The organism is Pseudoalteromonas fenneropenaei (assembly GCF_042643375.1).
In the GTDB taxonomy this organism is placed as follows: domain Bacteria; phylum Pseudomonadota; class Gammaproteobacteria; order Enterobacterales; family Alteromonadaceae; genus Pseudoalteromonas; species Pseudoalteromonas fenneropenaei.
The window spans coordinates 228,396-251,858 of sequence record NZ_JBHRSD010000002.1 but is presented as its reverse complement, the minus strand read 5'-3'; the positions used below and the strand labels follow the sequence as shown (position 1 = coordinate 251,858).

General features: G+C 44.5%; 21 protein-coding genes. 18 read left to right on the top strand and 3 right to left on the bottom strand.

The window, feature by feature from the left end; translation table 11 throughout:
• Positions 1–563 precede the first annotated feature (563 nt).
• The 6 genes from ACFOEE_RS02445 (at position 564) to ACFOEE_RS02420 (ending at position 9,478) form a co-directional block, all read left to right on the top strand.
• Positions 564–3,410 carry a hypothetical protein gene (locus ACFOEE_RS02445; protein WP_377120561.1) on the top strand — a complete coding sequence of 949 codons (2,847 nt, stop codon included), beginning with the start codon at positions 564–566 and terminating at the stop codon, positions 3,408–3,410.
• Between the two features lie 23 nt (positions 3,411–3,433).
• A complete protein-coding gene (locus ACFOEE_RS02440; protein WP_377120559.1) occupies positions 3,434–5,833 on the top strand; it encodes a hypothetical protein in 2,400 nt (799 codons plus the stop codon).
• Positions 5,834–6,011: 178 nt separating this feature from the next.
• Positions 6,012–6,557, top strand: coding sequence for a LysE family translocator (locus ACFOEE_RS02435; RefSeq protein WP_377120557.1), 546 nt, complete (start codon positions 6,012–6,014; stop codon positions 6,555–6,557).
• A gap of 125 nt (positions 6,558–6,682) precedes the next feature.
• On the top strand, positions 6,683–7,087 hold the full coding sequence (locus ACFOEE_RS02430) for a VOC family protein (protein WP_377120555.1): 405 nt from the start codon (positions 6,683–6,685) through the stop codon (positions 7,085–7,087).
• A 20-nt stretch (positions 7,088–7,107) separates the two neighbouring features.
• Positions 7,108–7,542: a GNAT family N-acetyltransferase gene (locus ACFOEE_RS02425; RefSeq protein ID WP_377120553.1), complete on the top strand. Its 435-nt coding sequence runs from the start codon at positions 7,108–7,110 to the stop codon at positions 7,540–7,542.
• A 100-nt stretch (positions 7,543–7,642) separates the two neighbouring features.
• Positions 7,643–9,478, top strand: a complete 1,836-nt coding sequence (locus tag ACFOEE_RS02420; protein WP_377120551.1) for a serine/threonine protein kinase — start codon at positions 7,643–7,645, stop codon at positions 9,476–9,478.
• Here the strand turns inward: ACFOEE_RS02420 and ACFOEE_RS02415 are convergent.
• Entirely contained in the window at positions 9,465–10,289 is an 825-nt protein-coding gene (locus ACFOEE_RS02415) for an HDOD domain-containing protein (protein WP_377120549.1), read from the bottom strand. The genes ACFOEE_RS02420 and ACFOEE_RS02415 overlap by 14 nt on opposite strands.
• A gap of 384 nt (positions 10,290–10,673) precedes the next feature.
• On the bottom strand, positions 10,674–11,795 hold the full coding sequence (gene ald / locus ACFOEE_RS02410; protein ID WP_377120547.1) for an alanine dehydrogenase: 1,122 nt from the start codon (positions 11,793–11,795) through the stop codon (positions 10,674–10,676).
• 141 nt (positions 11,796–11,936) lie between these two features.
• Here ald and lrp point away from each other — a divergent pair, with 141 nt between their 5' ends.
• From lrp to rmf, 7 genes are all read left to right on the top strand, one after another.
• Entirely contained in the window at positions 11,937–12,416 is a 480-nt protein-coding gene (gene lrp / locus ACFOEE_RS02405) for a leucine-responsive transcriptional regulator Lrp (RefSeq protein ID WP_377120545.1), read from the top strand.
• 115 nt (positions 12,417–12,531) lie between these two features.
• The gene (locus tag ACFOEE_RS02400) at positions 12,532–15,129 is read left to right on the top strand and encodes a DNA translocase FtsK (RefSeq protein ID WP_377120543.1); all 2,598 of its coding nucleotides are present in this window, start codon (positions 12,532–12,534) and stop codon (positions 15,127–15,129) included.
• Positions 15,129–15,767, top strand: a complete 639-nt coding sequence (gene lolA, locus ACFOEE_RS02395; RefSeq protein WP_377120541.1) for an outer membrane lipoprotein chaperone LolA — start codon at positions 15,129–15,131, stop codon at positions 15,765–15,767. Before ACFOEE_RS02400 ends, lolA begins: the two co-directional genes overlap by 1 nt.
• A complete protein-coding gene (locus ACFOEE_RS02390) occupies positions 15,767–17,101 on the top strand; it encodes a replication-associated recombination protein A (protein WP_377120539.1) in 1,335 nt (444 codons plus the stop codon). Before lolA ends, ACFOEE_RS02390 begins: the two co-directional genes overlap by 1 nt.
• A 21-nt stretch (positions 17,102–17,122) precedes the next feature.
• Complete coding sequence (gene crcB / locus ACFOEE_RS02385) at positions 17,123–17,485, top strand: fluoride efflux transporter CrcB (protein WP_377120689.1); 363 nt, start codon at positions 17,123–17,125, stop codon at positions 17,483–17,485.
• A gap of 10 nt (positions 17,486–17,495) precedes the next feature.
• Positions 17,496–18,788 (top strand): serine--tRNA ligase, encoded by a 1,293-nt coding sequence (serS, locus tag ACFOEE_RS02380; protein ID WP_377120537.1) that lies wholly within the window; start codon positions 17,496–17,498, stop codon positions 18,786–18,788.
• Between the two features lie 549 nt (positions 18,789–19,337).
• The gene (rmf, locus tag ACFOEE_RS02375; RefSeq protein ID WP_377120535.1) at positions 19,338–19,508 is read left to right on the top strand and encodes a ribosome modulation factor; all 171 of its coding nucleotides are present in this window, start codon (positions 19,338–19,340) and stop codon (positions 19,506–19,508) included.
• Positions 19,509–19,580: 72 nt separating this feature from the next.
• Here rmf and fabA read toward each other — a convergent pair whose 3' ends face one another.
• Positions 19,581–20,096: a 3-hydroxyacyl-[acyl-carrier-protein] dehydratase FabA gene (gene fabA / locus ACFOEE_RS02370; protein ID WP_377120532.1), complete on the bottom strand. Its 516-nt coding sequence runs from the start codon at positions 20,094–20,096 to the stop codon at positions 19,581–19,583.
• Positions 20,097–20,279: 183 nt separating this feature from the next.
• Between fabA and ACFOEE_RS02365 the strand changes: the two genes are divergently transcribed.
• The 5 genes from ACFOEE_RS02365 to ACFOEE_RS02345 all read left to right on the top strand — a co-directional run bounded on the left by ACFOEE_RS02365 (position 20,280) and on the right by ACFOEE_RS02345 (position 23,463).
• A complete protein-coding gene (locus tag ACFOEE_RS02365) occupies positions 20,280–21,134 on the top strand; it encodes a 6-carboxytetrahydropterin synthase (protein ID WP_377120530.1) in 855 nt (284 codons plus the stop codon).
• Position 21,135: 1 nt separating this feature from the next.
• Positions 21,136–21,954, top strand: a complete 819-nt coding sequence (locus ACFOEE_RS02360) for a M23 family metallopeptidase (RefSeq protein ID WP_377120528.1) — start codon at positions 21,136–21,138, stop codon at positions 21,952–21,954.
• Positions 21,951–22,379, top strand: coding sequence for an acyl-CoA thioesterase (locus tag ACFOEE_RS02355; protein WP_377120526.1), 429 nt, complete (start codon positions 21,951–21,953; stop codon positions 22,377–22,379). The genes ACFOEE_RS02360 and ACFOEE_RS02355 overlap by 4 nt, the downstream gene beginning before the upstream one ends.
• A gap of 140 nt (positions 22,380–22,519) precedes the next feature.
• Entirely contained in the window at positions 22,520–22,885 is a 366-nt protein-coding gene (locus ACFOEE_RS02350; protein WP_377120687.1) for a response regulator, read from the top strand.
• On the top strand, positions 22,882–23,463 hold the full coding sequence (locus tag ACFOEE_RS02345) for a chemotaxis protein CheC (protein ID WP_377120524.1): 582 nt from the start codon (positions 22,882–22,884) through the stop codon (positions 23,461–23,463). The genes ACFOEE_RS02350 and ACFOEE_RS02345 overlap by 4 nt, the downstream gene beginning before the upstream one ends.

Here is a 23,463-nt window from a genome sequence, read left to right as displayed (position 1 = left end):
GGCGTTTTTTTATGCCCAAAGCACGCACGTTACTCCCAAACATTAACCCTGCAAATACATATTATATTTTTCAAGATGCAGCATTAGTACTTTGAGTTCGTTCAGTTACATCACCGAAGGTGGTTTGCCAAGAGCGCTCAAACGCATAAAGCTTTTTATGGCAATAAGTTATCCGATATGATAAAAATTTAGCAATCAGAAAGTCGCGCGGGTTCGAAGCAGAAAAACGACCCAATCGCTTGATATTAAATTGTAGGGTGAATCATGAAGGCTAGTGTTGAAGCCGGCAGGAAATGAGCGTTAACACTCCACCAGTGCGACAAAGCCAATACAGATATTGAGCTCGCATTCCCCAAAGCGGTGCAATGAATAAGCGAGCAGGCTGAAAGCGCAATAAATGTAAGCCGATTGGGAGTGAATGAGCTGGTCGGCTTTACCTACGCCCCACCTATTAGCGAAAGCGAAAAAATTGTGCATTGTATCAATCTATTGCGGTGTAAATTTAAAGCGCCAGTACTGATACAGGCTGGACCAAAAAACAAAATAACAGGATCGACGCCAATATGACTGATAGCAAGCAGAGCGAAAACATAAAGACGAACGAAATTATCATCGACTTATTTGCGCCCAACCTTCCAGGCAGTACCAATGAAGGCGATTTAATTCAGAAAGCATTGCGTGATCAGTTGGTTGAAAGCATTCGAAACTCTATTACTCCTTCGGAATCTAACAATCCGTCAGGGGTCGCCCGATTTATTGATGAATCAGGCCGAAATGTGTTCTTTGTTGATGGTACTCGCGGTGCAGGTAAAACCACCTTTATCAACAGCGTAGTTAAATCCCTGAACAGTGATAAAGGTGATGCTAGTATCAGCATCAAGTGTCTGCCGACGATTGACCCTACTAAGCTGCCTCGTCATGAACCCATTCTGGTCACAGTGACAGCTCGCTTGAATAAGATGGTATCAGATAAGCTAAAAGAGAACTGGTCATCTAATGACCATAAAGGGCATAAAGAGCGTTGGCAGAATCATCTTGAGCAACTGAAACGTGGGTTACATCTGTTGACCGACAAGGAATATAAACCAGAATATTTCAGTGACGCTTTGAAGCTGGATGCTCAGCTGGATTATTCCATCGGTGGCCAGGATTTGTCAGTAATCTTTGATCAACTGGTTGAATGCGCGTGTCAGATTCTCCGCTGCAAGGCGATTTTGATCTCATTTGATGATATCGACACTCAGTTTGATACTGGTTGGGATGTGCTTGAGTCCATTCGTAGATTCTTTAATAGCCAGAAATTGGTGGTGGTCGCGACTGGTGATTTGCGGCTATATTCCCAGTTGATTCGTGGAAAGCAATACGAAAATTACAGCAAAACGTTGCTCGATCAGGAAAAAGAGAGTGCCCGTTTAGCCGAGCGGGGCTATATGGTTGAACATCTTGAACAGCAATATTTATTAAAACTCTTTCCAGTACAAAAACGAATTCAACTGAAAACGATGCTGCAGCTGGTTGGCGAAAAGGAAAAAGTCCGAAAAGAAAAAATCAGGGTTAAAACTAGGCCTGATATGAGCGCTGAGGCTGCGATAGAAGTTCGCGATGCTATTGGAAATGCTGTTAGAGAAGGGTTGAATCTTCGAGATGGCTCCGATGCAAATATGTATGTCAACGAACTGCTGAAGCAGCCTGTCCGGTTGTTGATGCAGGTGCTTCAAGATTTCTATACAAAAAAATATCGTGCTCCATCGGTAAAAATCAAAGGTGAGCCAGGCAACGATGAAAAATCTGATGAGCTATCAGTTCCTAATTTACTTAGAAATGCCTTGTATGGCTCAATGCTTAGTAGCATTTATCGTGCGGGCTTGAACTATGAACAACATCGTTTTGGTATGGATTCACTCTGCAAGGATATATTTACCTATGTAAAGCAGGATCGTGATTTTAACACCGGATTTTATTTGCGGCCTCAGTCTGAAAGTGAGGCATTAAGGAATTGTTCGATTTATTTGGCATCTCAGGTAAGTGAGAACTGCCAGGGAAGTCTTTCCAAAGTATTACAGATGCTTTTAGTCGGTTGTGGTTCGATCAGTATATTTAACCAGTTCGTTTCCGGGTTAGTTCAGGCGGGAAATGATAAGGAAAAGTTTGAGCAGCTTGTCAGTGAGTATGTTGCTTATATGTCAGTTGGCAGAAATGAAAGCGCCTCTCATTGGGCTAACCGTTGCTCTGCAGTTATAGCGGATGCAAGTACCGACAGAAAAGTTGGAGTTTTCATCGGCCAAGTCCAATTGAACCGTGGTTCAAAAAAAGAGAAAATAGAGAACTTTAACTATTTTAAACTTGATAAAGAAAGTGGCTTAGCCAAAGCGGCAATGGCTGCATCTTTAAGTACGGTTGCATCAAGTAACTTGATGGATTTTAGCAGTGTTTTCAACTTGATTGGCGCTATTTCTGATCTCGCTGCATGTTCAAGTGATATTTCTGAAGCTTCTAAAGTTTTCAATAAAACTATATCCCAACCGACTTGTATTGCGCCTCCTTGGAGCAATGCTGCTGCACGCGCGGAAGTGAAGACTGGTAAAACTGATAATGAAGACGAAAATTTCCATCAGGTAGTCGATGAAATTGAAACCGAAGATGATGACGAATCAGTCGGTATTAACCAAACGGTAGAAGCGGAATTTAAAGATGCGTTTGATGCTATTAGTAAGTGGCTTAATAGTGTCAAAAAGTTAGAGCCGAGAATTAGACCTTCTGCAATATTGATAGGTAAAATATGGACTAGGTTCTATTTTAATATTAATAACGTGGAAGATTTGCATAAGAGTAGGCTGAATAAACCAAACGCACGGCTTGGCGTTATTGCTATGCACTCTAATGCTGCAAAGATCATGCGATTTAATGTTTTAGCTCTTCTTCACGCTGTTTTGGTTGAGGAAAGTCTATATCATGCGGTGGAGGATAGAGACTATATTGGAGATGGTTTGCGGCTTAATCCGGTTACATCAGTAGGGGAGTTTGAGACAAAACTCAGGAGTATGGATTCTGTTTTGAAAAAATCTAGAAAGAAGTGGAGCGAAACTAATCCAATATTTTTCCTTTTAATTAGTTGTCCTATCCTTCATCCATTTATATTCCCATTTGGTGGTGTTAATAGTTCTTCGAAATCACTTAAAAAAGAAGAAGGGTTCCGTGATCTTATTTTTAATATTGTCGGGTTTGAGTTGTTTTCTAAAGATGACTGGAATGATTTGACTGCACAAAGCGATCCTGATGAAAGTAAATCGTTCAATAAAATCATTAAATCCCTAAACTCAGCTACAATCGCAGGTGCAAAATACGCTGACTCAATGTCAGCAGTGGGGAGTGCCCCTCCCTCTTCTGGTGACAAGGCAGGCAAGAAATGATGACCACCATATAAGGATTGGATATGGAAAGGTTTCTTCTTAACTCAACAGCATTATTGACTCAGCTTAGCTCCGTTTCATTGGGTGAGGTGTTGCCTAGTGACGGTGTGGAGTCATCTGTATTTCTTACTCAATACGAGCAGGCGCGTAGTTTGCCTGATCATGTCGCCAAATCCGCTTGGTCATCCTTGGAACAGCAACTCAAACAGCGAAATATGAAATTCGGCCCGGTTGCGGCCTTACGCCTAGTTGCTGAGAAATTTGTTAAAAACGAGAAAGATGGCCCCAGAATCGACCTTGCTTTGTTCTCGGAATGGCAAACGCTGATGAGTCGGCTATCTTGCCTACCAATTATGGCGTGTCATCAGGTATTTAACTCTGGCCCTGCCAGTAAGGAATATAGTTTTAGCTGGCCTTTGTACCCTTATCACCCGGCTGTTGAGGACTACATTGCCCGTGAACGCTTGCACGAAACTCACCAGCATCTTAATGGCAGTACCAGTGCGGAAGAGTGTTGGCTGGATGCACTCAAGCACCCTGAAGTGACCGTCAGAGATTTTGAGAAAGGCTGGGCCTCGCAAGAGATGAAACAACTCTGTGCACAGATTGATAATTCACTAACTCCCAAAACCTTCAAGGATCGTTTACAGGTCGCCAGCAATATTCGCGAAATTCTTTTTCGCGTAGCTCAGAGCATGGAGTTACCAGAGTGGATGGCGTCGTTGCAGCACCCGCAGCAGTTGGTGGATAGCACAATTCTTCATAGGGGAAAGGAGTACGGGTTTGCAACAGTTTGGCCAACGGACGACAAATACCGTCAGGAGTCTGAATTTTTCTGGTTAACCGGGTTGTTGGAAAAATGGCGGTATGGTGCACCCGAAGGATTGGAGCGACTGTTTTGGATTTACCTGCTGATTCAGAATCAGTATCTGACATTGCTGGTTCAGCGAGACGATTTTTTCGGTTTTGATCAGTTCCAGAAGTACACCATGACGGAGCTAAGAGAAGAAACCGAGAAATCTTATTTATCTCGTTTCAAACATGCACATGGTGCTGGTCTGTATTCTCAGGTGCGTTATTTGGAAGGACGTTTTGCTCCTAAGAGCGACCCCAGTAAAATGCAAAAACTGCTCTTCAGCGTTTTGCGTGGGTACTGGGAATATCTTAAAGGTCATATTCCCGTGGAATGGGAGCATCCTCAGCCACTGAATATCACTCAGACGCTAGATAATCTTGAACAGGTTAAGTCTGGCAGTATATGTTCCGAGTTGGCGCTGGTGCCGCATTTTATCAAGAGAAAGCCCAAAAAGGATGAAGTCTACCCCTACGCGCTGCTGTTCAAAGATTTGAAGAATCAGGCTGCTATCCTGATGGACATCCTGAGTAATGAACCGAGCTTGACACGCTGGATTCGAGGAGTAGATGCCGCTGCTAATGAGATGCACGCGCCACCGGAGTTGTTTGGCCCTTTGTTTCGGGTGCTGGCCAAATCGGGTATTGCTCATTTTACCTATCATGTTGGCGAAGACTTTCCGCATCTGATCAGTGGTATTAGATCTATTGATGATGCCTTGAGGTTTTTGCCGTTGCGTAATGGTGACCGTCTTGGGCACTGCACGGCGATTGGCATCACGCCTAACATCTGGAAACGCTCTCTGCCATTGTCTTTGTCCATGGTCAAAGAAACGCGATTGCTCGATTTGGTGTTTATCTGGCGGGAACTTCGAAGTCATCCGGAGCTACTGCGCTACGCCAGTGATGCAGCGATTGAAGCGGTTCGTTTAGCCCATGAGGTGTTTTCGCTGGAAGACGAAATCTCGATTATCACCCTCGATCAGGTTTTTGAGTTGCGGGGTGAGTTAGCGGAATCGGAAGGCCTGCTGGGTGAATTGGATGGGCCATTAAAGCCCAAATCCCTCTGGTTGGAAGAGTACGAGCGCGCTAGAGAGTTGGCTAAAACGGCGGGAATGAAAAGGCCACTGAAGTTGTATAAGCAATGGCTGACAGATGACAACGTGCGAAAGCAGCGTGCTGAATATGTTGAGGTTGCTCTGGAATATTTGCCGGACGAGGCATTAGTATCATTGCAGCAGACTGTGATGGCAAAAATGGCAGACCGAAACATTGCGATTGAGTGCCCTCCGACTAGCAATACCCGTATCAGTCAGTATTATGATGTTAGCGAACATCATATCTTTCGCTGGATGGGCTTGCCGGGTGCAGTGATTGAAGGTGATGTTCCAATGTCTATCTGTCTTGGATCTGATGACCCGGGCATCTTTGCTGCTGATTTGAAATCCGAGTTCTATCACCTGTTCGTTGTGTTAACCCGAAAGTTCGGTTTATCGCCTGCAGAGGCTTTGCGAAAGGTTGCAGAAATTAACGAGAATGGTCGGATCTATCGCTTTCACGATGTAAGGTAACGCGTATACATCGAGGATTCTGCGATTGTTCAAATACCTAGGCTCATTGGTTCGCCCACTATACGACACTGTTGTAACTGGAAAATATGTTTTTCGACGATATTTTACTCTCTATGGTCGTTGGTTTGGTAGTCAGTTGTGGTGATTCTATCACCTCTAATTAGGTGGCTAAAAAGTATTGACCTCTACAGGTTTGAGTCAAGGTAAGCGAGCTGCTGTTGTATCGGGCTTTTCATCTGGGGCGGGGATCTTGTTCCATGTAGTAGCCTCAACTTGCGGTTTAACTTTGTTAATTCAAACCTCTGAGCTTGCGTTTTACGCTGTTAAAGTTGTCGGTGCGGGGTATTTAATGTGGCTTGGTATTAAAGTACTCCGTTCGCGTAGTTTGTTTAATTTAGAGCCAGCCAACGTACAAACGCTACGCAGTATTTTTTCGTCAGGTTTTCTCTCTGCCGCGCTAAACCCAAAACCCGGTATGTTTGTGCTGGCGTTTGTTCCACAATTTGTTAATCCCACATTGGGTTCCGTCACTTTGCAAATGATAGGTTATGGTGTGTGGTTTGCGCTTCTTACCGCTGCTGGGTTTAGTTTAATGGGGATTTTTGCCTCGAAATTAACGCTGTGGTTAATACGTACTCCTAAGTTAGTAAAAGGATTAAATGTGGGGGCTGGGGTGACGTTTATTTCTTCCTCGCTTGCGATTGCTATGATGAAACAGCGCTAGCGCTAGCTCTAGCTCTATCTCGCATTCGCAGTTAGTAGAATGCAAAAGTAAAAGCCCAATTTCCCGCTAGAACAATGGGTTCTTTGTGCCATACTGGTTTAACTACAACAACAAGAGTGAAAGTCATGGCAAAAGTTACAGGTATTGGCGGGGTGTTTTTAAAGTGTAAAGGTGATAGTGGCGAGCTCGCTGCTTGGTACGAAAAGCACTTAGGTATGCAGCTAGAATCTTTTGGTGGGGCGGTATTGCGCTGGCCAGACGATAAAGTCAACGACGAAGGTATGACGGTGTGGGCGTTAGCCAGCAAAGACAGCCTGTGGTTTAGCCCAAGTGAATCATCATTTATGATTAATTATCGCGTTGATGATTTGGTCGAGTTACTGGCACAATTGCAAGCCGAAGGGATTGAAGCGATTGGTGGGCCAGAGTCGCACGAAAACGGTAAGTTTGCGTGGATAATGGACCCAGATGGAAATAAGGTCGAGCTATGGCAACCTATGCTGTGGGACGATAAAAATAAACAAAGTTAAACTACGCTCAGGTGTTTTAGATGCAGTTAAAGCAAAAAACTAGTGATTTTGTGGCGTGTTACCAAACACCGAACGTAAACGAATTTATCGCACTACGAAATCAAGTCGGTTGGACTAGCCCGCGTGCTGATGTGGTTGCAACAAGTTTGGCCAACTCATTATTTATTGTGTCTGTTTATCAACAGACTCGACTGGTCGCAAGTGGTAGAGTGGTGGGCGACAAGGCGATGTTCTTTTATATCCAAGATGTCATTGTATTGCCCGAACTACAAGGTTTCGGCCTCGGTCAAAGGATCATGGATGAAATTGAGCGCTATTTAGCCGATGTGGTGACTTCAGGTGCGACCGTGGGGTTAATGGCGGCGCAAGGTAAAGAAGGTTTCTACCGGAAATATCACTATTTAGAAAGGACGGGTGAACCACTTGGCTTGGGCATGTGTAAGTTTATCCCTTAAAAAACGATTTGGCGTTATTACAACAAAGCCAGAAATTGGCCGTGAATATATGCCGTCAATTAAGGTAAACTAAGTCAAAAATAACCCATTAAGAATTGCTGTGCCTGCGACTAAGTCTATTCAAAACTTTTATATCAATGAAGAGCAATCAATTTATTTGCTCTCTCATCAAGATGCGAAAAAGCACCGCCAGTGGCTGAACATTTGTAAAAAGCAATTGGGTATGCTCGGCTATCAACAAGTTGAAGTGGTTGGCTCTGGTGCGTTTGGCTTTGTGTTTGCGGGTGTGGCAGCAGATGGTGAAGAGTGGGTTTTTAAGTTTTCCCGTATTACCTTAGCGCAAAGCGTACGCGATAGGCTCGAAGACGAAGCCTTTATGCTGTCGCAAATTCATAACCCTATGGTGCCAAAGTTTTTTGGCTTTGAGCGCTTAAAAAAGCAAGGGATCTTAATGATGGCGCGCGCCAAAGGAGAAGATCTCGAAAAAGTCTCACTCAAGCGCGGGCGTTTTAAACCTCACGAAGTCGTGGCGTTGGCACTTAAGCTGCGCAATGTTCTGGTGGATTTGCGCGACCACAAAAATGGTATGTCACCACAGCCGATAGTGCACGGCGATATTAAACCTTCTAATATAGTGTGGGATGCGACGAGTGATTCATTCGCTTTGGTCGATTGGGGCAGCTCGGTATACGCCCAGCTCGATAGCGATGGTCAGCCAGTCGCAAGTAATATTATGGATTTGATGTCGAGCGATGTCAGTCATACCAATGCGCGCATGGGCGATGTATATTTTATTGGCGATGAACAGATGTCGGGCGCGCAATCATCGCCTCGTTTTGATGAACAAGGTGTGGCTTCTACGCTATATGCACTCGCGAGTGCCCAGTCTTGTCGCTTTGGTGCGGGCGTTATTCCTGCCGCGAGTTTAGGATTACCGCAAGAGTTTGCAGCGGTGATTGATGCGATGTTGTCGAAAGACAAAAAAACACGCGATCAAGCGGGCGACTATTTTATTCGTAATATGCCGACCATGGCCAAAGCCTATTTGCCCGAACTACCCGCAAAAACGACCAAGGCGAAAATTCCGTTTTGGCTATCCAGTGGGCCAGAAAAGCCCGACACCGTTGTTTACAGCTCACGTAAGCAGTTTTTACGCCGTGCCGACCAAAACCAGCAGCTGCGTGATGTTAACGACGCTCAGCTAGACCGTTACTATAAAGAGTTTTTGTTTGATACTGGCGATACTGAAAAAGCCTTTTTGGCGTCTATCAGCCGCTTAGCAAAATACCCAGTGGTGGGAGGCTTAAGTTTTCATTGGAAGCAAGAATCGCTGTTTGTTGAATCAAGCCTAATATTGTATGACGAGTCGCGCAGTAAAGCTTTTACCGATGCCGTCAATGCAGCTGTGATGTTAGCACAAGGGATCACGCAAAAAGGTTTGTTTAAATGCTGCTTATTTGATGCAAGGCAGACGATCCAACTAGAGCGCGACGGCACTGGCGCGTTTATTTTCGAAAACTTACCTAAGCTTAAATATGATGTGGTGGATGTGAAAGCCAGTGAAATTACGCGCCCACACTCTTATTTTGAAGACGGTAAAGATCCAGACGAACAATTGCAGCTCCCTAAAGCTATTATTCAATGCGTATTTGAGCTGAACCAAATTCATCATACTGGCTGTATTATTTTTGAATCTTTACATAACCGTTTGAAAATACACCATTATTATCGTTTGTTAGATGCCTCAAAAGAGGCGCATTTTAAGTCCTTACTCGACCGCATTATGCAGTACGCCATGAGCATTCAGGATGTTGGGGTGGCTGGCTTTATGAAGTTACCGTACAAAAATACCCGTGAGTTCAACTTGTGCGAACGTCAAGTAGATGCATTTTACCCGCGTAATCCAAAAGCCGTGCTGGACGCTAAGCAAGCATAATATCTTGAATGAGCTCAGTTACTTCATCGTCACTAAGATTAAAGTGATCGCAAATTTGATCTGTGGCAACCAACCAATCTTGTTGGTATTTATCGCCATAACAGGCGCTACGGGCAATCTTTAGAATTGACAGCAAATCTAAGCCCACTTCATCCAACTCGCCTGAGCTGTACAAGTCCTCCATATCATGTTGATAATAAATGGCGTAGATCATGGCTTTAGGCAATCCCCATTGCTGGGCAAGAAGTGCGCCGATAGTGGCGTGACAGGTATTATACTGCTGTGATTGAAACACATTAGCTTTGTCCCACCCATTTTGCTCGGCAAATTCAAACACACAATCGTAATCTTTAAAGTGCTGATAAAGAATTGGTACGCCAGCAAAGTGAAACAGGCCAAGCATGTAGGCGTAATTACTCAGTCCCGGTTTGTTTAATCTTAGAGCAAGTTGTGCACAGCATTCAGCAATTTTAGTTTGATCATCCCAAAAGGTTGCCAAAGCGGCTGAGGTTTTTACTGACGATTTAAGCGCAACGGCTTTGACTAAGGGAATAATACGTTTCAGGCCAAGCATCATAATTGCTTGATCTATCGCGTCAATCTCACGATTGCGGCGAAATGCAGCAGAATTGACCACCTGTAATACGGCGGCTGAAATTGCGCCATCACTTTGTAGAATTTTCGCGATTTTACTGATATCTGGCTCAGGTTGTTTGGTTTCTGCGGCAAAGTCGAGCAAAGCTTGGGGACGGGGTGGTAAGGCTACTTGTTTTAAAATGAGTTTTTCTTGTTGTGTCAGGGTGATAGCCATATTTTTAGCGTGCTCCAGAGCGTTTCTCTAAGCATAGCTGAGCACGGTTTAGATTCAACTAGAGAACATTAATGCAAATAAAAGATCCACCTTCTAAAGAAGGTGGCTTTGCATTAGCGCCTCGAAGGAGCTCTATCGACTTCAGTGTTTTCCTGTCACCATATTATCCAAGATAAGCGCGACATAAAGTCGCGCCTACAGAGAAAAAAAACCTTTGTTGGGAGAGTTCACCTCTCACTAATTCAATCCAAGGCCACTAATTTAAAGGCAAAGCCTAATTGATGATAACCACCTACTGAAGTAGGTGGTTTAGGGGTGAAAATAAAAAAGCCCAGCAAATTGCTGGGCCTATGCACTTTTAAAGTAGATGTACGGTAGAACTCATTAAGCGTTTTGTAGCGCTGTACGTGGATCTACGTATGGCATGCCGAAACCTTCAGCAACTTCTTTAAACGTCACTTGACCGTTGATCACGTTTAAGCCGTTCATAAAGTGTGGGTCGTCAAGCAATGCTTGCTTATAGCCTTTATTCGCTAGCTTAACGATGTAAGGTAACGTTGCGTTGTTTAGGGCGAAAGTTGAAGTGCGTGGTACTGCACCTGGCATGTTCGCAACACAGTAGTGAACAACGTCATCAACAATGTAAGTTGGCTCTGCGTGAGTTGTCGGCTTAGAAGTTGCCACACAACCACCTTGGTCGATTGCTACGTCAACGATTGCAGAACCTGGCTTCATCGCTTTGATGTGCTCAGCAGTCACTAGCTTAGGCGCCGCAGCACCCGGAACAAGTACGCCACCGATAACTAGGTCAGCTTCTAAAACGTGCTTCTCTAGTGCGTCAGCAGTCGAGTAGATCACTTTAGCTTGGCTGCCGAATTGTGCGTTCAATGAACGTAGTACGTCGATGCTGCGGTCAAGAATAACCACGTCTGCACCTAGGCCAACAGCCATTTGCGCCGCGTTACGACCAACCATACCACCACCGATGATAACCACTTTAGCTGGCTCAACACCTGGTACGCCACCTAGTAACATACCACGGCCAAGACGTGACTTTTCAAGTGCTTGCGCGCCAGCTTGAATAGACATACGGCCAGCAACTTCTGACATTGGTGCAAGTAGAGGTAAGCCGCCACGAGCGTCAGTTACGGTTTCGTAAGCGATACAGATAGCTTTGCTCTTGATTAGATCTTCTGTTTGTGGAAGGTCTGGAGCTAAGTGTAAGTAAGTGAATAGGATTTGGCCTTCACGTAGCATTGCACGCTCAACAGCTTGTGGTTCTTTTACTTTTACAATCATGTCTGCTTTGGCAAACACTTCTTGTGCTGTTGCTAAAATCTCAGCGCCTGCTGCAATGTAGTCGTCGTCTGTAAAGCCGATGCCGCTACCAGCATTGTGCTCAACAAACACTTGGTGGCCATGGTTGATTAACTCACGGACGCTAGCAGGAACCATACCTACGCGGTATTCGTGGTTTTTAATCTCTTTTGGTACACCGATGATCATAATAAATCGCCTCATAATAAGAACGGGATAAGATATTTCACTATTATATCTTGGCCTATCTAGTGTGTCTCACCATATGTAGCTGGATATCTAGTGAATAAAACTATATATTTTCATTAAATAGAATTAAGCACTACCAAGATGGCACAACAATTAGACAGAATAGATAGAAAAATTTTAGTCGAATTACAAAAAGATGGCAGAATTTCTAACGTAGAACTCGCGCGGCGCGTGGGTTTGAGCGCAACGCCTTGTTTGGAAAGGGTTAAAAAACTCGAGCGGGAAGGCTATATTCGCGGTTATAAAGCGGTAGTGGATCCTGCTAAGCTCGGACAGAGCCTTTTGGTGTTTGTAGAGATCACGGTGAATAAAAATTCACCAGACGTGTTTGAGCGCTTTAGCCAAGCAGTGAAAAAACACGACGAAATATCTGAGTGTCATTTAGTCTCAGGCAATTTTGACTTCTTACTAAAAACGCGCGTGGCGGATATGTCAGAATATCGTGGGGTGCTTGGTGAGATTTTGTTAAAATTGCCAAATGTCAGTGAAAGTCGTACTTATGTCGTAATGGAAGAAGTAAAAGGTGAGGAAGGAGAGGTAATAAAACCTTATGCTCCTTAGCTTTTTCTTGCTATTGTTGTCAGGTTAAGTATTAAGACAGCTTATGTTTGTTAAATTTGCTAAAATAGAACGGTAAAACATAAGTTTATAACAAGAATTAGAGGAATACGCTGCTATGCGTTTAAATGGTGTACAACGCCTCTTAGAAACGGGATTAATTGTCAGCACTGCAGCGGCAATTTTTATACTCTGTGCCTTAATCAGTTTTGACCCTGCCGATCCTGCGTGGACGCAAACAGGCGAATTCGTCAAAGTGAACAACGTAACCGGCGCTGCGGGCGCATGGATTGCAGACATTTTGTTGGTGACTTTCGGTTGGCTAGCGTTTTTAGTGCCGGCCGGATTACAGCTATTTGGTTATCTACTTTTTAAAAAGCCGCATAAAATCTTACAGCTTGATTACGTAACGCTAAGTTTGCGTATTATTGGTATGGCGCTGTTTTTAACCTCAGCCAGTGCCATTAGCAGCATTAATTTTGATGATATTTTCACCTTTTCATCAGGTGGGGTAGTGGGGGATGTAATTGCCCACGCCATGATGCCAGCGTTCAACTTTACTGGTACATCTATTTTGTTGTTGTGCTTTTTCTTTGCGGGACTCACTCTGATGACGGGGGTCTCATGGGTACAATTTGTTGACTATTTAGGTGAGCAAGTGGTGTATGTGTGCCGCTGGTTAGCCAAAAAGTTTAAAGCCTTTACTGATACTAGCGAGATCGTGCGTGCGCAAGATAACGAGCAAATGCCAGAAACGTTAGAGATAAAAGAGCCGCTTAAAGACAGCAAACCTGTTATTCATCTGCGTAATGACATCGAAGCTTTACCACAAGTGAGCTTAGACAACGACAAGTCAGGTGAAGAAGCTGCGCCGCCGCGTCGCTCACTAAAAGACAAACTATTTTCTAAAGCGCAACCTACACAGCGTGCAGAGCCAGTGCTGGATGCTCAAGTACGCCAAGAGCCAGACGTGTTTGCTGATTTAGATGCTGCGTTAGACCAAGAAATGAGTTTTAGCGCTATTGATGACGAAAACTTTGACACGGTTGCTGCGCTCAATCAGCTGGATGAGACTGTGCCGTTTGCCGCGGATAAACCAGCAACTGTAGTGGTTTCACCTGCGCGGCCAATTAAACCTGCGGCACAAGAAAAGCCAGGTTACCAACCGCCGCCAACGGCAAAAGAACGTTTTGAAGAGCTATTAGCACAAGAGCCGCCGAGTGACCCATTACCGTCGTTAGACTTGCTTGACCGTCCGGACAAGCAACAGAATCCGATTTCTCCGGAAGAATTGGCCGCGGTGTCGCGTTTGGTGGAAGAAAAACTGCTCGACTTTAATATTCAAGCCAGCGTTGTTGGCGTGTATCCGGGGCCGGTGGTAACTCGTTTTGAACTAGACCTAGCCCCTGGCATTAAAGTGGCGAAAATCACCAGTCTCTCTAAAGACTTAGCGCGTTCGTTGTCTGCTGTTAGTGTGCGGGTAGTAGAAGTTATTCCGGGTAAAACTTACGTCGGGATTGAGCTGCCAAATAAACATCGCGAAATCGTGCGTTTGTCAGAAGTCATTGGCGCACCGAAGTTTGAACAAAACCCGTCACCGCTGACTATGGTATTGGGTAAAGATATTGCTGGTGAGCCTGTTGTGGCAGATTTAGGCAAAATGCCGCACTTATTGGTTGCCGGTACAACTGGTTCAGGTAAGTCAGTTGGCGTTAATGTCATGATCTTAAGCTTACTCTATAAATCGCCACCGGAAGATGTGCGAATGATCATGATTGACCCAAAAATGCTTGAATTGTCGGTTTATGAAGGTATTCCACATCTATTGTGTGAAGTAGTCACCGATATGAAAGAAGCAGCTAACGCGCTTCGTTGGTGCGTGGGCGAAATGGAACGCCGCTATAAGCTGATGTCGGCGCTTGGCGTACGTAATTTAAAAGGCTACAACCAAAAAGTGTTGGATGCTAAAGAAGCGGGTTATCCAATTCTAGATCCGCTCTTTAAAGATACCGACGGGATGGCAGATGGTCCGGCAGAGCTCGACAAAATGCCAAGTATTGTCGTCGTGATTGACGAATTTGCAGACATGATGATGATTGTCGGCAAAAAAGTCGAAGAGCTGATTGCCCGTATCGCGCAAAAGGCGCGTGCCGCTGGTATTCACTTAGTGCTTGCCACTCAGCGTCCGTCAGTAGACGTTATAACTGGTTTGATCAAAGCCAATATTCCAACTCGGATGGCGTTCCAAGTGTCGAGTAAAATTGACTCGCGCACTATTTTGGATCAACAAGGTGCTGAAAACCTCTTAGGTATGGGCGATATGTTGTATTTGCCACCGGGAACATCAGTGCCTATCCGTGTTCACGGTGCGTTTGTAGATGACCATGAAGTGCATGCGGTGGTAAATGATTGGAAAGCGCGCGGCAAGCCGAATTACATTGAAGATATTTTAAGTGGCGATACCACAGATGACATGTTACTGCCGGGCGAAGCCTCAGACGAAGGCGACGGGGAGGCAGATCCACTCTATGACGAAGCAGTGTCCTTCGTAATAGAGACAGGTAAGGTCAGTGTATCGAGCGTACAACGCAAATTACGAGTCGGTTATAACCGTGCTGCGCGTTTAGTAGAACAAATGGAAACATCCGGCGTGGTCAGTGCCCCAGGCCATAACGGCGCGCGTGATGTTCTAGTGCCTAGAGGAGGCGCACATTAATGAAAAAGCTCCTGTTATCTGTATTAGCAATGGGCGTTTTAAGCACGCCTAACTTTGCCTTTGCTGAACAAACGGTAGATGCAAAAATGGTTTTGCAGCAAAAACTTGCGGAGCTTAAGAGCTTTCAAGCCCGTTTCAATCAGGTAGTTACTGACGAACAAGGTTCGCCAGTGATGAATGCTGAGGGTAAGTTGTTGTTACAAGCGCCACTCAAAATTCGTTGGCAACAAGAAAGTCCAGACGACACTTTGTTTGTCTCCGACGGCAATAAGGGCTATTTCTACGATAGCTTTGCAGAACAAGTTACGGTTATGAATGCCAGTGCATTAGTCGCACAAACGCCTTTTGTGCTGTTAACTAGTGAAGATCCAAACGACTGGCAAAAGTATGATATTGCCATGGTTGGGCAAGCATTTGTGATTGTACCAAAACCAGACTCAGGCGCTCAGGTTGAAAAACTTGAAGTGCGCTTTAGTGATTCAGGCGCGCTGTCGAGTCTGAATCTGAAAGATGTTTCGGGACAGTTGTCGCGCTTTACTTTTAGTGAGGTCGCAAGCAATGTTGAAATTGCTGCGTCGCAATTTACCTTCACCATTCCTGATGGTGTTGCCATAGACGACCAAACCCAAGGTGAGTAGTGAGTAGTCTAGGATTTAATTTTGCACCAGACGTCAGGCCGCTTGCAGCTCGCATGCGGCCTACTTGTTTACAGCACTATATTGGCCAAGAGCATATTCTTGGGCCGGATACTGCTCTATATCGCTCTCTGCAAGCGCGAGTATGTCATAGTTTGATTTTGTGGGGCCCACCAGGTGTGGGCAAAACCACGTTGGCAGAATTAATCGCCAGCCAAGTCGACGCTGAGCTCTGTAAACTCTCTGCAGTGACATGTGGCGTAAAGGATATTCGCGATGCGGTGTTGGAAGCTAAAGCGCTTTTAGCTCAGTTTGGTAAACGAACCTTGCTATTTGTTGACGAAGTACATCGTTTTAACAAGGCGCAGCAAGATGCGTTTTTGCCCCATATTGAAGATGGCACCTTTGTCTTTATTGGTGCGACCACGGAAAACCCTTCATTTGCGTTAAACAACGCGATTTTGTCGCGTGCGCGCGTCTATGCTTTAAAAACCTTGAGTGATGACAGTTTACAGCTAGTGATTGCGCGCGCGCTTAATGAGGACGCGCAACTCAAGGCTTGGCAGGTGAGTTTAGCAGCTGAAGCCCTTAAAGCATTATGCCAAGCCGCTCAGGGCGACGCGCGTAAAGCCCTCAACTTACTTGAGCAAGCGGCAGAAATGTGTGAGTCACAAGCGGGTAAACGCCATATCACCTTTGCGGTGATGAAACAGGTACTCCCTAGTCATTTTGCTACCTACGACAAAGGTGGTGACCTGTTTTACGATTTAATCTCTGCTTTTCATAAATCTGTTCGTGGTAGTGCGCCTGATGCAGCATTATATTGGTATTGCCGCATTCTCGCGGGCGGTGGCGACCCTTTGTATGTTGCAAGGCGATTGTTAGCTATTGCCACAGAAGATATTGGCAATGCCGACCCAAGAGCAATGCAAGTAGCGCTCAATGCGTGGGATATTTTTCAGCGTGTAGGTCCAGCGGAAGGAGAGCGCGCAATTGCACAAGCGACTATTTATATGGCGCTCGCACCTAAGAGCAATGCCGTGTATTCCGCCTTTAAACAGGCTAAACAGGATGCTATGGCGGACACTAATGTCCAAGTACCTTTGCACTTACGTAACGCGCCAACGGCGCTGATGCAAGAAATGGGTTTTGGCGACAGTTATCGTTACGCTCATGACGAGCCAGGCGCTTACGCCGCAGGTGAAGTGTATTTTCCGCCAGAATTTGCTGACAGGCAATATTATGTGCCAACAGAGCGTGGGCTTGAACGACAACTGCAAGAAAAACTGAATTATTTAAACCAGTTAGATCAAAATAGTGATAACAAGAGATACTAAGCTGTGCTGCAGACTTACTTAATGATTGCCATAGGTGGCGCAACGGGCGCCTGTTTACGTTATTTTGTCAACGAAACTGCATTGAAACTACTCGGAAAGGGATTCCCTTTTGGCACTTTGCTGGTTAATATTCTTGGTTCGTTCCTGATGGGGATTTTATTTGGCTTGATAGAAAAACAAGTCATCGCGGTTTCCCCGGCAAAAGCCCTGATAGGTATCGGTTTTTTAGGCGCCCTGACGACATTTTCAACATTCTCAATGGACACGCTGTTATTGTTTCAACAAGGGCAGCTGGTTAAAATGGCGCTCAATATTTTGCTCAACGTTATCGTGTGTGTCACGGTAGCTTGGTTAGGACTGACGCTCATAACGCAAAAAGGTTAAAAATTAGCTCATGTTAGATTCAAGATTTTTGAGACAGGACATCGCAGAAGCGCAGCAAAAGCTGGCTAAACGTGGCTATCAGCTTGATGTTGCTACGATTACTGCATTAGAAGAACAACGTAAAGCACTGCAAACACGGACACAAGAGCTACAAAGCGAGCGTAACAGTAGTGCCAAGGCAATTGGTCAGGCGAAAGCGAAAGGTGAAGACATTCAGCCGCTGTTAGACGCTGTCGCTTCTTTAGGTGACGAGTTAGAGGCAGCCAAGACTGAGCAAGACAAAATCCTTGCCCAGTTAGATGCTATCATTCAATCTTTGCCTAACTTACCAGCTGACGATGTGCCAGCGGGTAAAGATGAGAGCGAAAACGTTGAAGTATTAAAGTGGGGTGAGCCGCGCCAGTTCGATTTTGCGGTGAAAGACCACGTTGATATAGGTGAAGGCTTAAACAAAGGCCTAGATTTTGAAACTGGCGTGAAGTTAAGCGGTGCACGTTTCTCTGTGATGCGCTCTGGTGTGGCGCGTATGCACCGTGCGCTTGTGCAGTTTATGTTGGACACTCATGCAGACAAAAACGGCTACACAGAAATGTATGTGCCGTATTTAGTAAATAAGGACAGTCTATTCGGTACAGGTCAATTACCTAAGTTTGCTGAAGACTTATTCCATACCAAAGCACTGACAGATAGCGACGACGGCTTTAGCTTAATTCCTACCGCTGAAGTGCCGCTAACTAACTGTGCACGTGACGTGATTTACGAAGAAAGCGAACTGCCATTAAAGATGACAGCGCATACGCCATGTTTTCGTAGTGAAGCGGGCAGCTATGGTCGTGACACGCGTGGTCTTATCCGCCAACACCAGTTTGACAAGGTTGAGCTTGTGCAACTAGTTAAGCCTGAAGATTCAATGGCAGCGTTAGAAGAGCTCACAGGTCATGCCGAGCAAATTTTACAAGCGCTTGAACTGCCGTACCGTAAAGTGATCTTATGTACTGGTGATATGGGCTTTGGCTCATGCAAAACCTATGACCTTGAAGTGTGGTTGCCTGCGCAAAATACTTACCGCGAAATTTCTTCATGTTCAAACATGGGGGATTTCCAAGCGCGTCGTATGCAAGCACGTTTCCGTCGCCAAGGTGAAAAGAAGCCTGAGTTGCTCCATACTCTAAATGGCTCTGGTTTAGCGGTTGGTCGTACGTTGGTGGCAATCTTAGAAAATTATCAACAAGCAGATGGCTCAGTGGTTGTGCCAAATGTACTTCGTCCATATATGGGCGGTTTAGAAGTACTGAGCAAATAACCAGTAACCAACGCTAAGTAGCCGCCACTAGGCGGCTTTTTTTATGACTCAAAAATGTCAGAAGTATGAATGTTTTTTTAAAGCGTTTTTAGGTAAATTTATTTTCTTTTAATTATAGTTCGATCTTACTCTTCTAAACTCCTTTTCCATTTTGAATTGAACATTCAATTTCGTTTCATCGCAAAAACTATCGCGTTAAATGCCATTGCAACCCGCTTGCGAATATGATTAATTTAAAGGGCAGGTTTGGCCAAACCCATAATGTGGTACGTGAGTGTCGTTTTGGAATACTTGAAAAAGCTAGGTTCCAACGCGAGCTGACTCTCGATTTTGTTCAATAATACGCAATGGATTTAACCCTGATTTCTATTTCATTGCGCCGAGAATGAACCGTAAGTTAGGCAAGATTTAGCTTACAGCGTAACTTAAAAAAGTGCATACATTGCCAACACGAAAAGTTGCGTATTACGGTTTTATTATCTATTTGTTAAGTGTTGATGTCGATTGACAGAGACGTTCTTGAACAGAACAAAGGTGAGGACATTACCTATGAAAAGACAGAAAAGAGACCGTTTAGAAAGAGCATTTTCCCAAGGTTATAAAGCAGGTTTGCAGGGGCGGTCTAAGGAGCTGTGCCCATACCAACAAATTGAAGCCCGATCAGAATGGTTAGGCGGTTGGCGTGAGGCGCTAGATAGTCGAAATCTATACAAAACATGATTTAGCATAGGATCCTAACAATAAGCCCCAGCAAATGACTGGGGCTTATTGTGTTAGCACGAGCAGAATCGATTAGAATGCGCTAGTGTCTTGGAATAAACCTACTTTAAGGTCTTTCGCTTCGTAAATCACGCGGCCGTCAACTTCTACTGTACCATCGGCCATGCCCATAAACAGTTTACGTTTAATTACGCGCTTCATTTCGATGCGATACGTCACTTTTTTAGCGGTCGGAAGAATTTGACCGGTAAATTTCACTTCACCCACGCCAAGTGCACGACCTAAACCAGGACCACCAGACCAGCCTAAGAAAAAGCCAACCAACTGCCACATTGCATCGAGACCTAAGCAGCCAGGCATAACAGGGTCGCCTTTGAAATGGCAAGCAAAGAACCAAAGATCAGGATTGATATCAAGCTCAGCAACGATAAGGCCTTTGCCGTGTTCGCCGCCGTTGTCATTGATTTCAATAATACGGTCCATCATTAACATATTGTCGCTTGGTAGACGGCAATTACCTTCACCAAACATTTTTCCCTCACCGCACAGTACGAGTTCTTCTTTTGTATAACTATTTTTAGGTTCCATAACTTTTTAACTTTGCTTAAAAAATTGACGCTACTTTAGCGTACACCTGTACGCTAAACAACTCTGAACAGTTGGATACGGGTAAAAATACGCCGCTATTATTGCTTTAGGACAAATTACCGCGATTTTTGTCTGAAAGATCTTTATAATCCCAGCTGTTACTTATTACTCTATAGGCTGTTTATGATACTTTTTGTAAACGATTTAACCGTTATCGATTTTTCTTATCTTTGTAATCAACGTGGCGCCGTAGGCGAAAGCTGGATAGTAGACGTTACGCTACATGGTAATCTGAATGAAGAATCTATGGTGTTAGACTTTAGTTTAGTTAAAAAGCAGATTAAACGTATTATCGACAACAGCATAGACCATAAACTCGCTGTGCCGACGAGCCTAAATGGTAAATATCAACTCGACGACGAGCGTGTAGTCATAGACTACGAATTTAGTGGTCATCATCTTGCAATGGCTGCGCCCAAAGATGCCGTGTGCTTTATCAACGGTGACAGTATTAATTATGACAGCGTCATCGCGTTTTTACGTCAAACTGTGCTGCCACAGTTGCCAAAGAACGTCAAAGATGTGGAGTTTACGCTGCGTCCAGAACCTTCTCGCAGTTTTTACTATCACTACAGTCACGGCCTTAAGAAGCACGATGGCAATTGCCAACGTATCGTGCACGGTCATCGCTCACAAATCGAAATTATGCTTGATGGCATTCCAATGCCTCGTTTACAAAAAGAGCGCGCAGAGCGTTGGCAGGATATTTATTTGGGCAGTGAAGACGATATAGTGACAGCAGATGCGCTTCAAGAGGTTACTGCGCGCGACAGCGACTTGTGTTTTGCTTATACCTCAACGCAAGGTTATTTCGAACTCGCGATTTCAAAAGATCGCTGCGATATCATTCCTTGTGATTCTACCGTGGAATGCATCGCTGACTACTTGGCGCGTGACATTAAGGCGCAATTCCCTGACAAACAAGTCATGGTGCGCGCTTATGAAGGTGTAGGTAAAGGCGCGATAGGGATAGCCTAGTATGAAGTGGCTTGTATTATCCGGTTTTTTAATCGCAAGCTCGGCCACCCAAGCGTTAGAGTTGCGTGGTCCGCTCACGCAAGGTGGCTTAATCACAGGCAAAGTTGCTGAACTTGAATATGTGGCGCTGGATGGTAAAGCACTTAAATTTACCGATAAGGGTGAGTTTGTGTTTGGTTTTGGCCGTGATGCAAAAGCTCAAGCTGAGCTAAGTTGGCGCGTTAAAGGCAAAACTTTTACTCGCCAATTAGAAATTAAACCGCGCGAGTACAAGATTGATAAAGTGAACGGTGTAGAGCAAAAATATGTCTCGCCGCCACAAGAGGTTTTAGCACGGATTAAAGATGACGCTGCTCGAGTATCCGCAGCCCGAGCAAACGCCTCTGATCTGACTTACTTTCTACAGCCAGTCTACAAACCTGCACAAGGGCGTATTTCAGGGGTTTACGGTAGTCAAAGAGTGTTCAATGGTGTGCCTAAAAACCCGCATTTTGGTTTAGATATCGCAAATAAAACAGGAACGCCGGTATATGGGCCTTTAGCTGGTAAAGTGGTGTTTGCTGATCCTGACCTTTACTATAGCGGCGGTACCGTGATCCTCGACCATGGTTTTGGCGTTACCTCAACTTATATTCACTTAAGCAAACTGTACGTCAAAGAAGGCGATACCGTGGAGTTAGGTGAACATTTTGCAGATATTGGCGCGACTGGCAGAGTGACAGGTCCGCATTTAGATTGGCGATTCAACTGGTTCAACGAAAGGTTAGACCCAGCTTTAATCATGAATGATCGTTTAGCAGTAAAAGAAGCGAAGAAATGAGTTTAGATAAAGAACAGGTAATAGCACAGCGTATTAAGAGTTCTGTTACCTCAGTGACCAAGACAGTGTTTCCTGGTCGAACTAATCACCACAATACGTTATTTGGTGGTGATGCATTGGCATGGATGGATGAAGTTGCATTTATTGCCGCTACACGTTTTTGCCGCAAGCCTCTGGTGACTATTTCATCTGATAGAGTTGATTTTAAAGAAGCAATCCCAGCTGGCACATTTGCAGAATTGGTAGCGGAAGTGGTGCACGTTGGCAATACCAGCTTAAAAGTTGATGTGAATATTTATCTTGAGCGAATGCACAAAGATGATAAACATCTAGCTATTTCTGGTAGTTTTACCTTTGTGGCGGTAGATGACAATCACAGACCAACCCCAGTAGTATGTGACAAAATGCTAAATGGATTTAAATAATAAGAGTTTATGCTCTTATTATAAAGAACACATCATACATATTATATCAAAAATATTTCCTCAGCAACCAAGTGCTTTTGACACATATAAGTTAACCAACCATACTGAAAGGACAAATGAGACACAGTAGGAGGTTAATGATGCCAATTCCGGTAACCGTGGCCGATGACTCAACAATGTCTAGAAAAGCAGTGATCAGAGCGCTACCTAGTGAGTGGAGCGTTACAGTCAATGAAGCGAAGAATGGTAAAGAAGCGTTACAAGCGGTCGCGGAAGGAAAAGCCGATGTACTGTTTCTTGATTTAACTATGCCAGAAATGGACGGCTTTCAGGTCTTAAGCTATCTTCATGAGCATCATGCTAAAACAGTGGTCATCGTGATCTCAGCGGATATTCAGCCTGAGGCAAAAAAGTTGGTTGATTCTTTAGGCGCTTTTCGCTTTTTGCATAAACCTCTGCAAGCAGAGCAGCTCAAATTCACCTTACACGAGCTGGGCTTATTATGAGCGTGACAATCTCTGAATCTCAGCAAGACGGGCTCCAAGAGTTAATGAATATTTCTATGGGGCAAGCCGCGAATTCACTCGCTCGTTTAATAGAAGCAAAAATCAATTTATCTATTCCAGAAATTAAAACCCTTGGCCCAGAAGGCTTAAAAGCAATTTGTGTTAGTAATGACTTTTGCCTAACGCGGCAATCTTTCCTTGGCGAAATACACGGGGAAGTCATAACCTTGTTTTCACAGCAAGGTTTATCTGAAATTGGCAAATTAATGTCTTATCAAGACGCCGACGATGTAGCGCAACAACACGCCTTGCTGCTTGATTTAGCGAATATATTAGCAGGGGCTTGCTTAAACGGTTTTGCAACTCAATTGGGGTTAAAAACGTCATTAAGTATGCCAACTATCATGCAGGCAAATCAGTTCGCTCGTACTGAGCTAAAATGGAGTGATACTCTAGTGATGAAAATTGCATTCTATGTAGAATCATTGTCGTTCGATGCTAAGGTGGTGATCTGCTTTGATGCTGATTCAATTACCACTGCTCTGATAAGTCTAGATAGACTTATGGGGATAGAGTAG

Coding starts and splice junctions, on each gene's coding strand:
- ACFOEE_RS02345 (WP_377120524.1), top strand. CDS start 22,882: ATGAGCGTGACAATCTCTGAATCTCAGCAAGACGGGCTCCAAGAGTTA.
- crcB (WP_377120689.1), top strand. CDS start 17,123: ATGATTGCCATAGGTGGCGCAACGGGCGCCTGTTTACGTTATTTTGTC.
- rmf (WP_377120535.1), top strand. CDS start 19,338: ATGAAAAGACAGAAAAGAGACCGTTTAGAAAGAGCATTTTCCCAAGGT.
- ACFOEE_RS02360 (WP_377120528.1), top strand. CDS start 21,136: ATGAAGTGGCTTGTATTATCCGGTTTTTTAATCGCAAGCTCGGCCACC.
- ACFOEE_RS02425 (WP_377120553.1), top strand. CDS start 7,108: ATGCAGTTAAAGCAAAAAACTAGTGATTTTGTGGCGTGTTACCAAACA.
- ACFOEE_RS02350 (WP_377120687.1), top strand. CDS start 22,520: ATGCCAATTCCGGTAACCGTGGCCGATGACTCAACAATGTCTAGAAAA.
- ACFOEE_RS02445 (WP_377120561.1), top strand. CDS start 564: ATGACTGATAGCAAGCAGAGCGAAAACATAAAGACGAACGAAATTATC.
- lolA (WP_377120541.1), top strand. CDS start 15,129: ATGAAAAAGCTCCTGTTATCTGTATTAGCAATGGGCGTTTTAAGCACG.
- lrp (WP_377120545.1), top strand. CDS start 11,937: ATGGCACAACAATTAGACAGAATAGATAGAAAAATTTTAGTCGAATTA.
- ACFOEE_RS02415 (WP_377120549.1), bottom strand. CDS start 10,289: ATGGCTATCACCCTGACACAACAAGAAAAACTCATTTTAAAACAAGTA.
- ACFOEE_RS02430 (WP_377120555.1), top strand. CDS start 6,683: ATGGCAAAAGTTACAGGTATTGGCGGGGTGTTTTTAAAGTGTAAAGGT.
- fabA (WP_377120532.1), bottom strand. CDS start 20,096: ATGGAACCTAAAAATAGTTATACAAAAGAAGAACTCGTACTGTGCGGT.
- ACFOEE_RS02440 (WP_377120559.1), top strand. CDS start 3,434: ATGGAAAGGTTTCTTCTTAACTCAACAGCATTATTGACTCAGCTTAGC.
- ald (WP_377120547.1), bottom strand. CDS start 11,795: ATGATCATCGGTGTACCAAAAGAGATTAAAAACCACGAATACCGCGTA.
- ACFOEE_RS02355 (WP_377120526.1), top strand. CDS start 21,951: ATGAGTTTAGATAAAGAACAGGTAATAGCACAGCGTATTAAGAGTTCT.
- ACFOEE_RS02365 (WP_377120530.1), top strand. CDS start 20,280: ATGATACTTTTTGTAAACGATTTAACCGTTATCGATTTTTCTTATCTT.
- ACFOEE_RS02400 (WP_377120543.1), top strand. CDS start 12,532: ATGCGTTTAAATGGTGTACAACGCCTCTTAGAAACGGGATTAATTGTC.
- serS (WP_377120537.1), top strand. CDS start 17,496: ATGTTAGATTCAAGATTTTTGAGACAGGACATCGCAGAAGCGCAGCAA.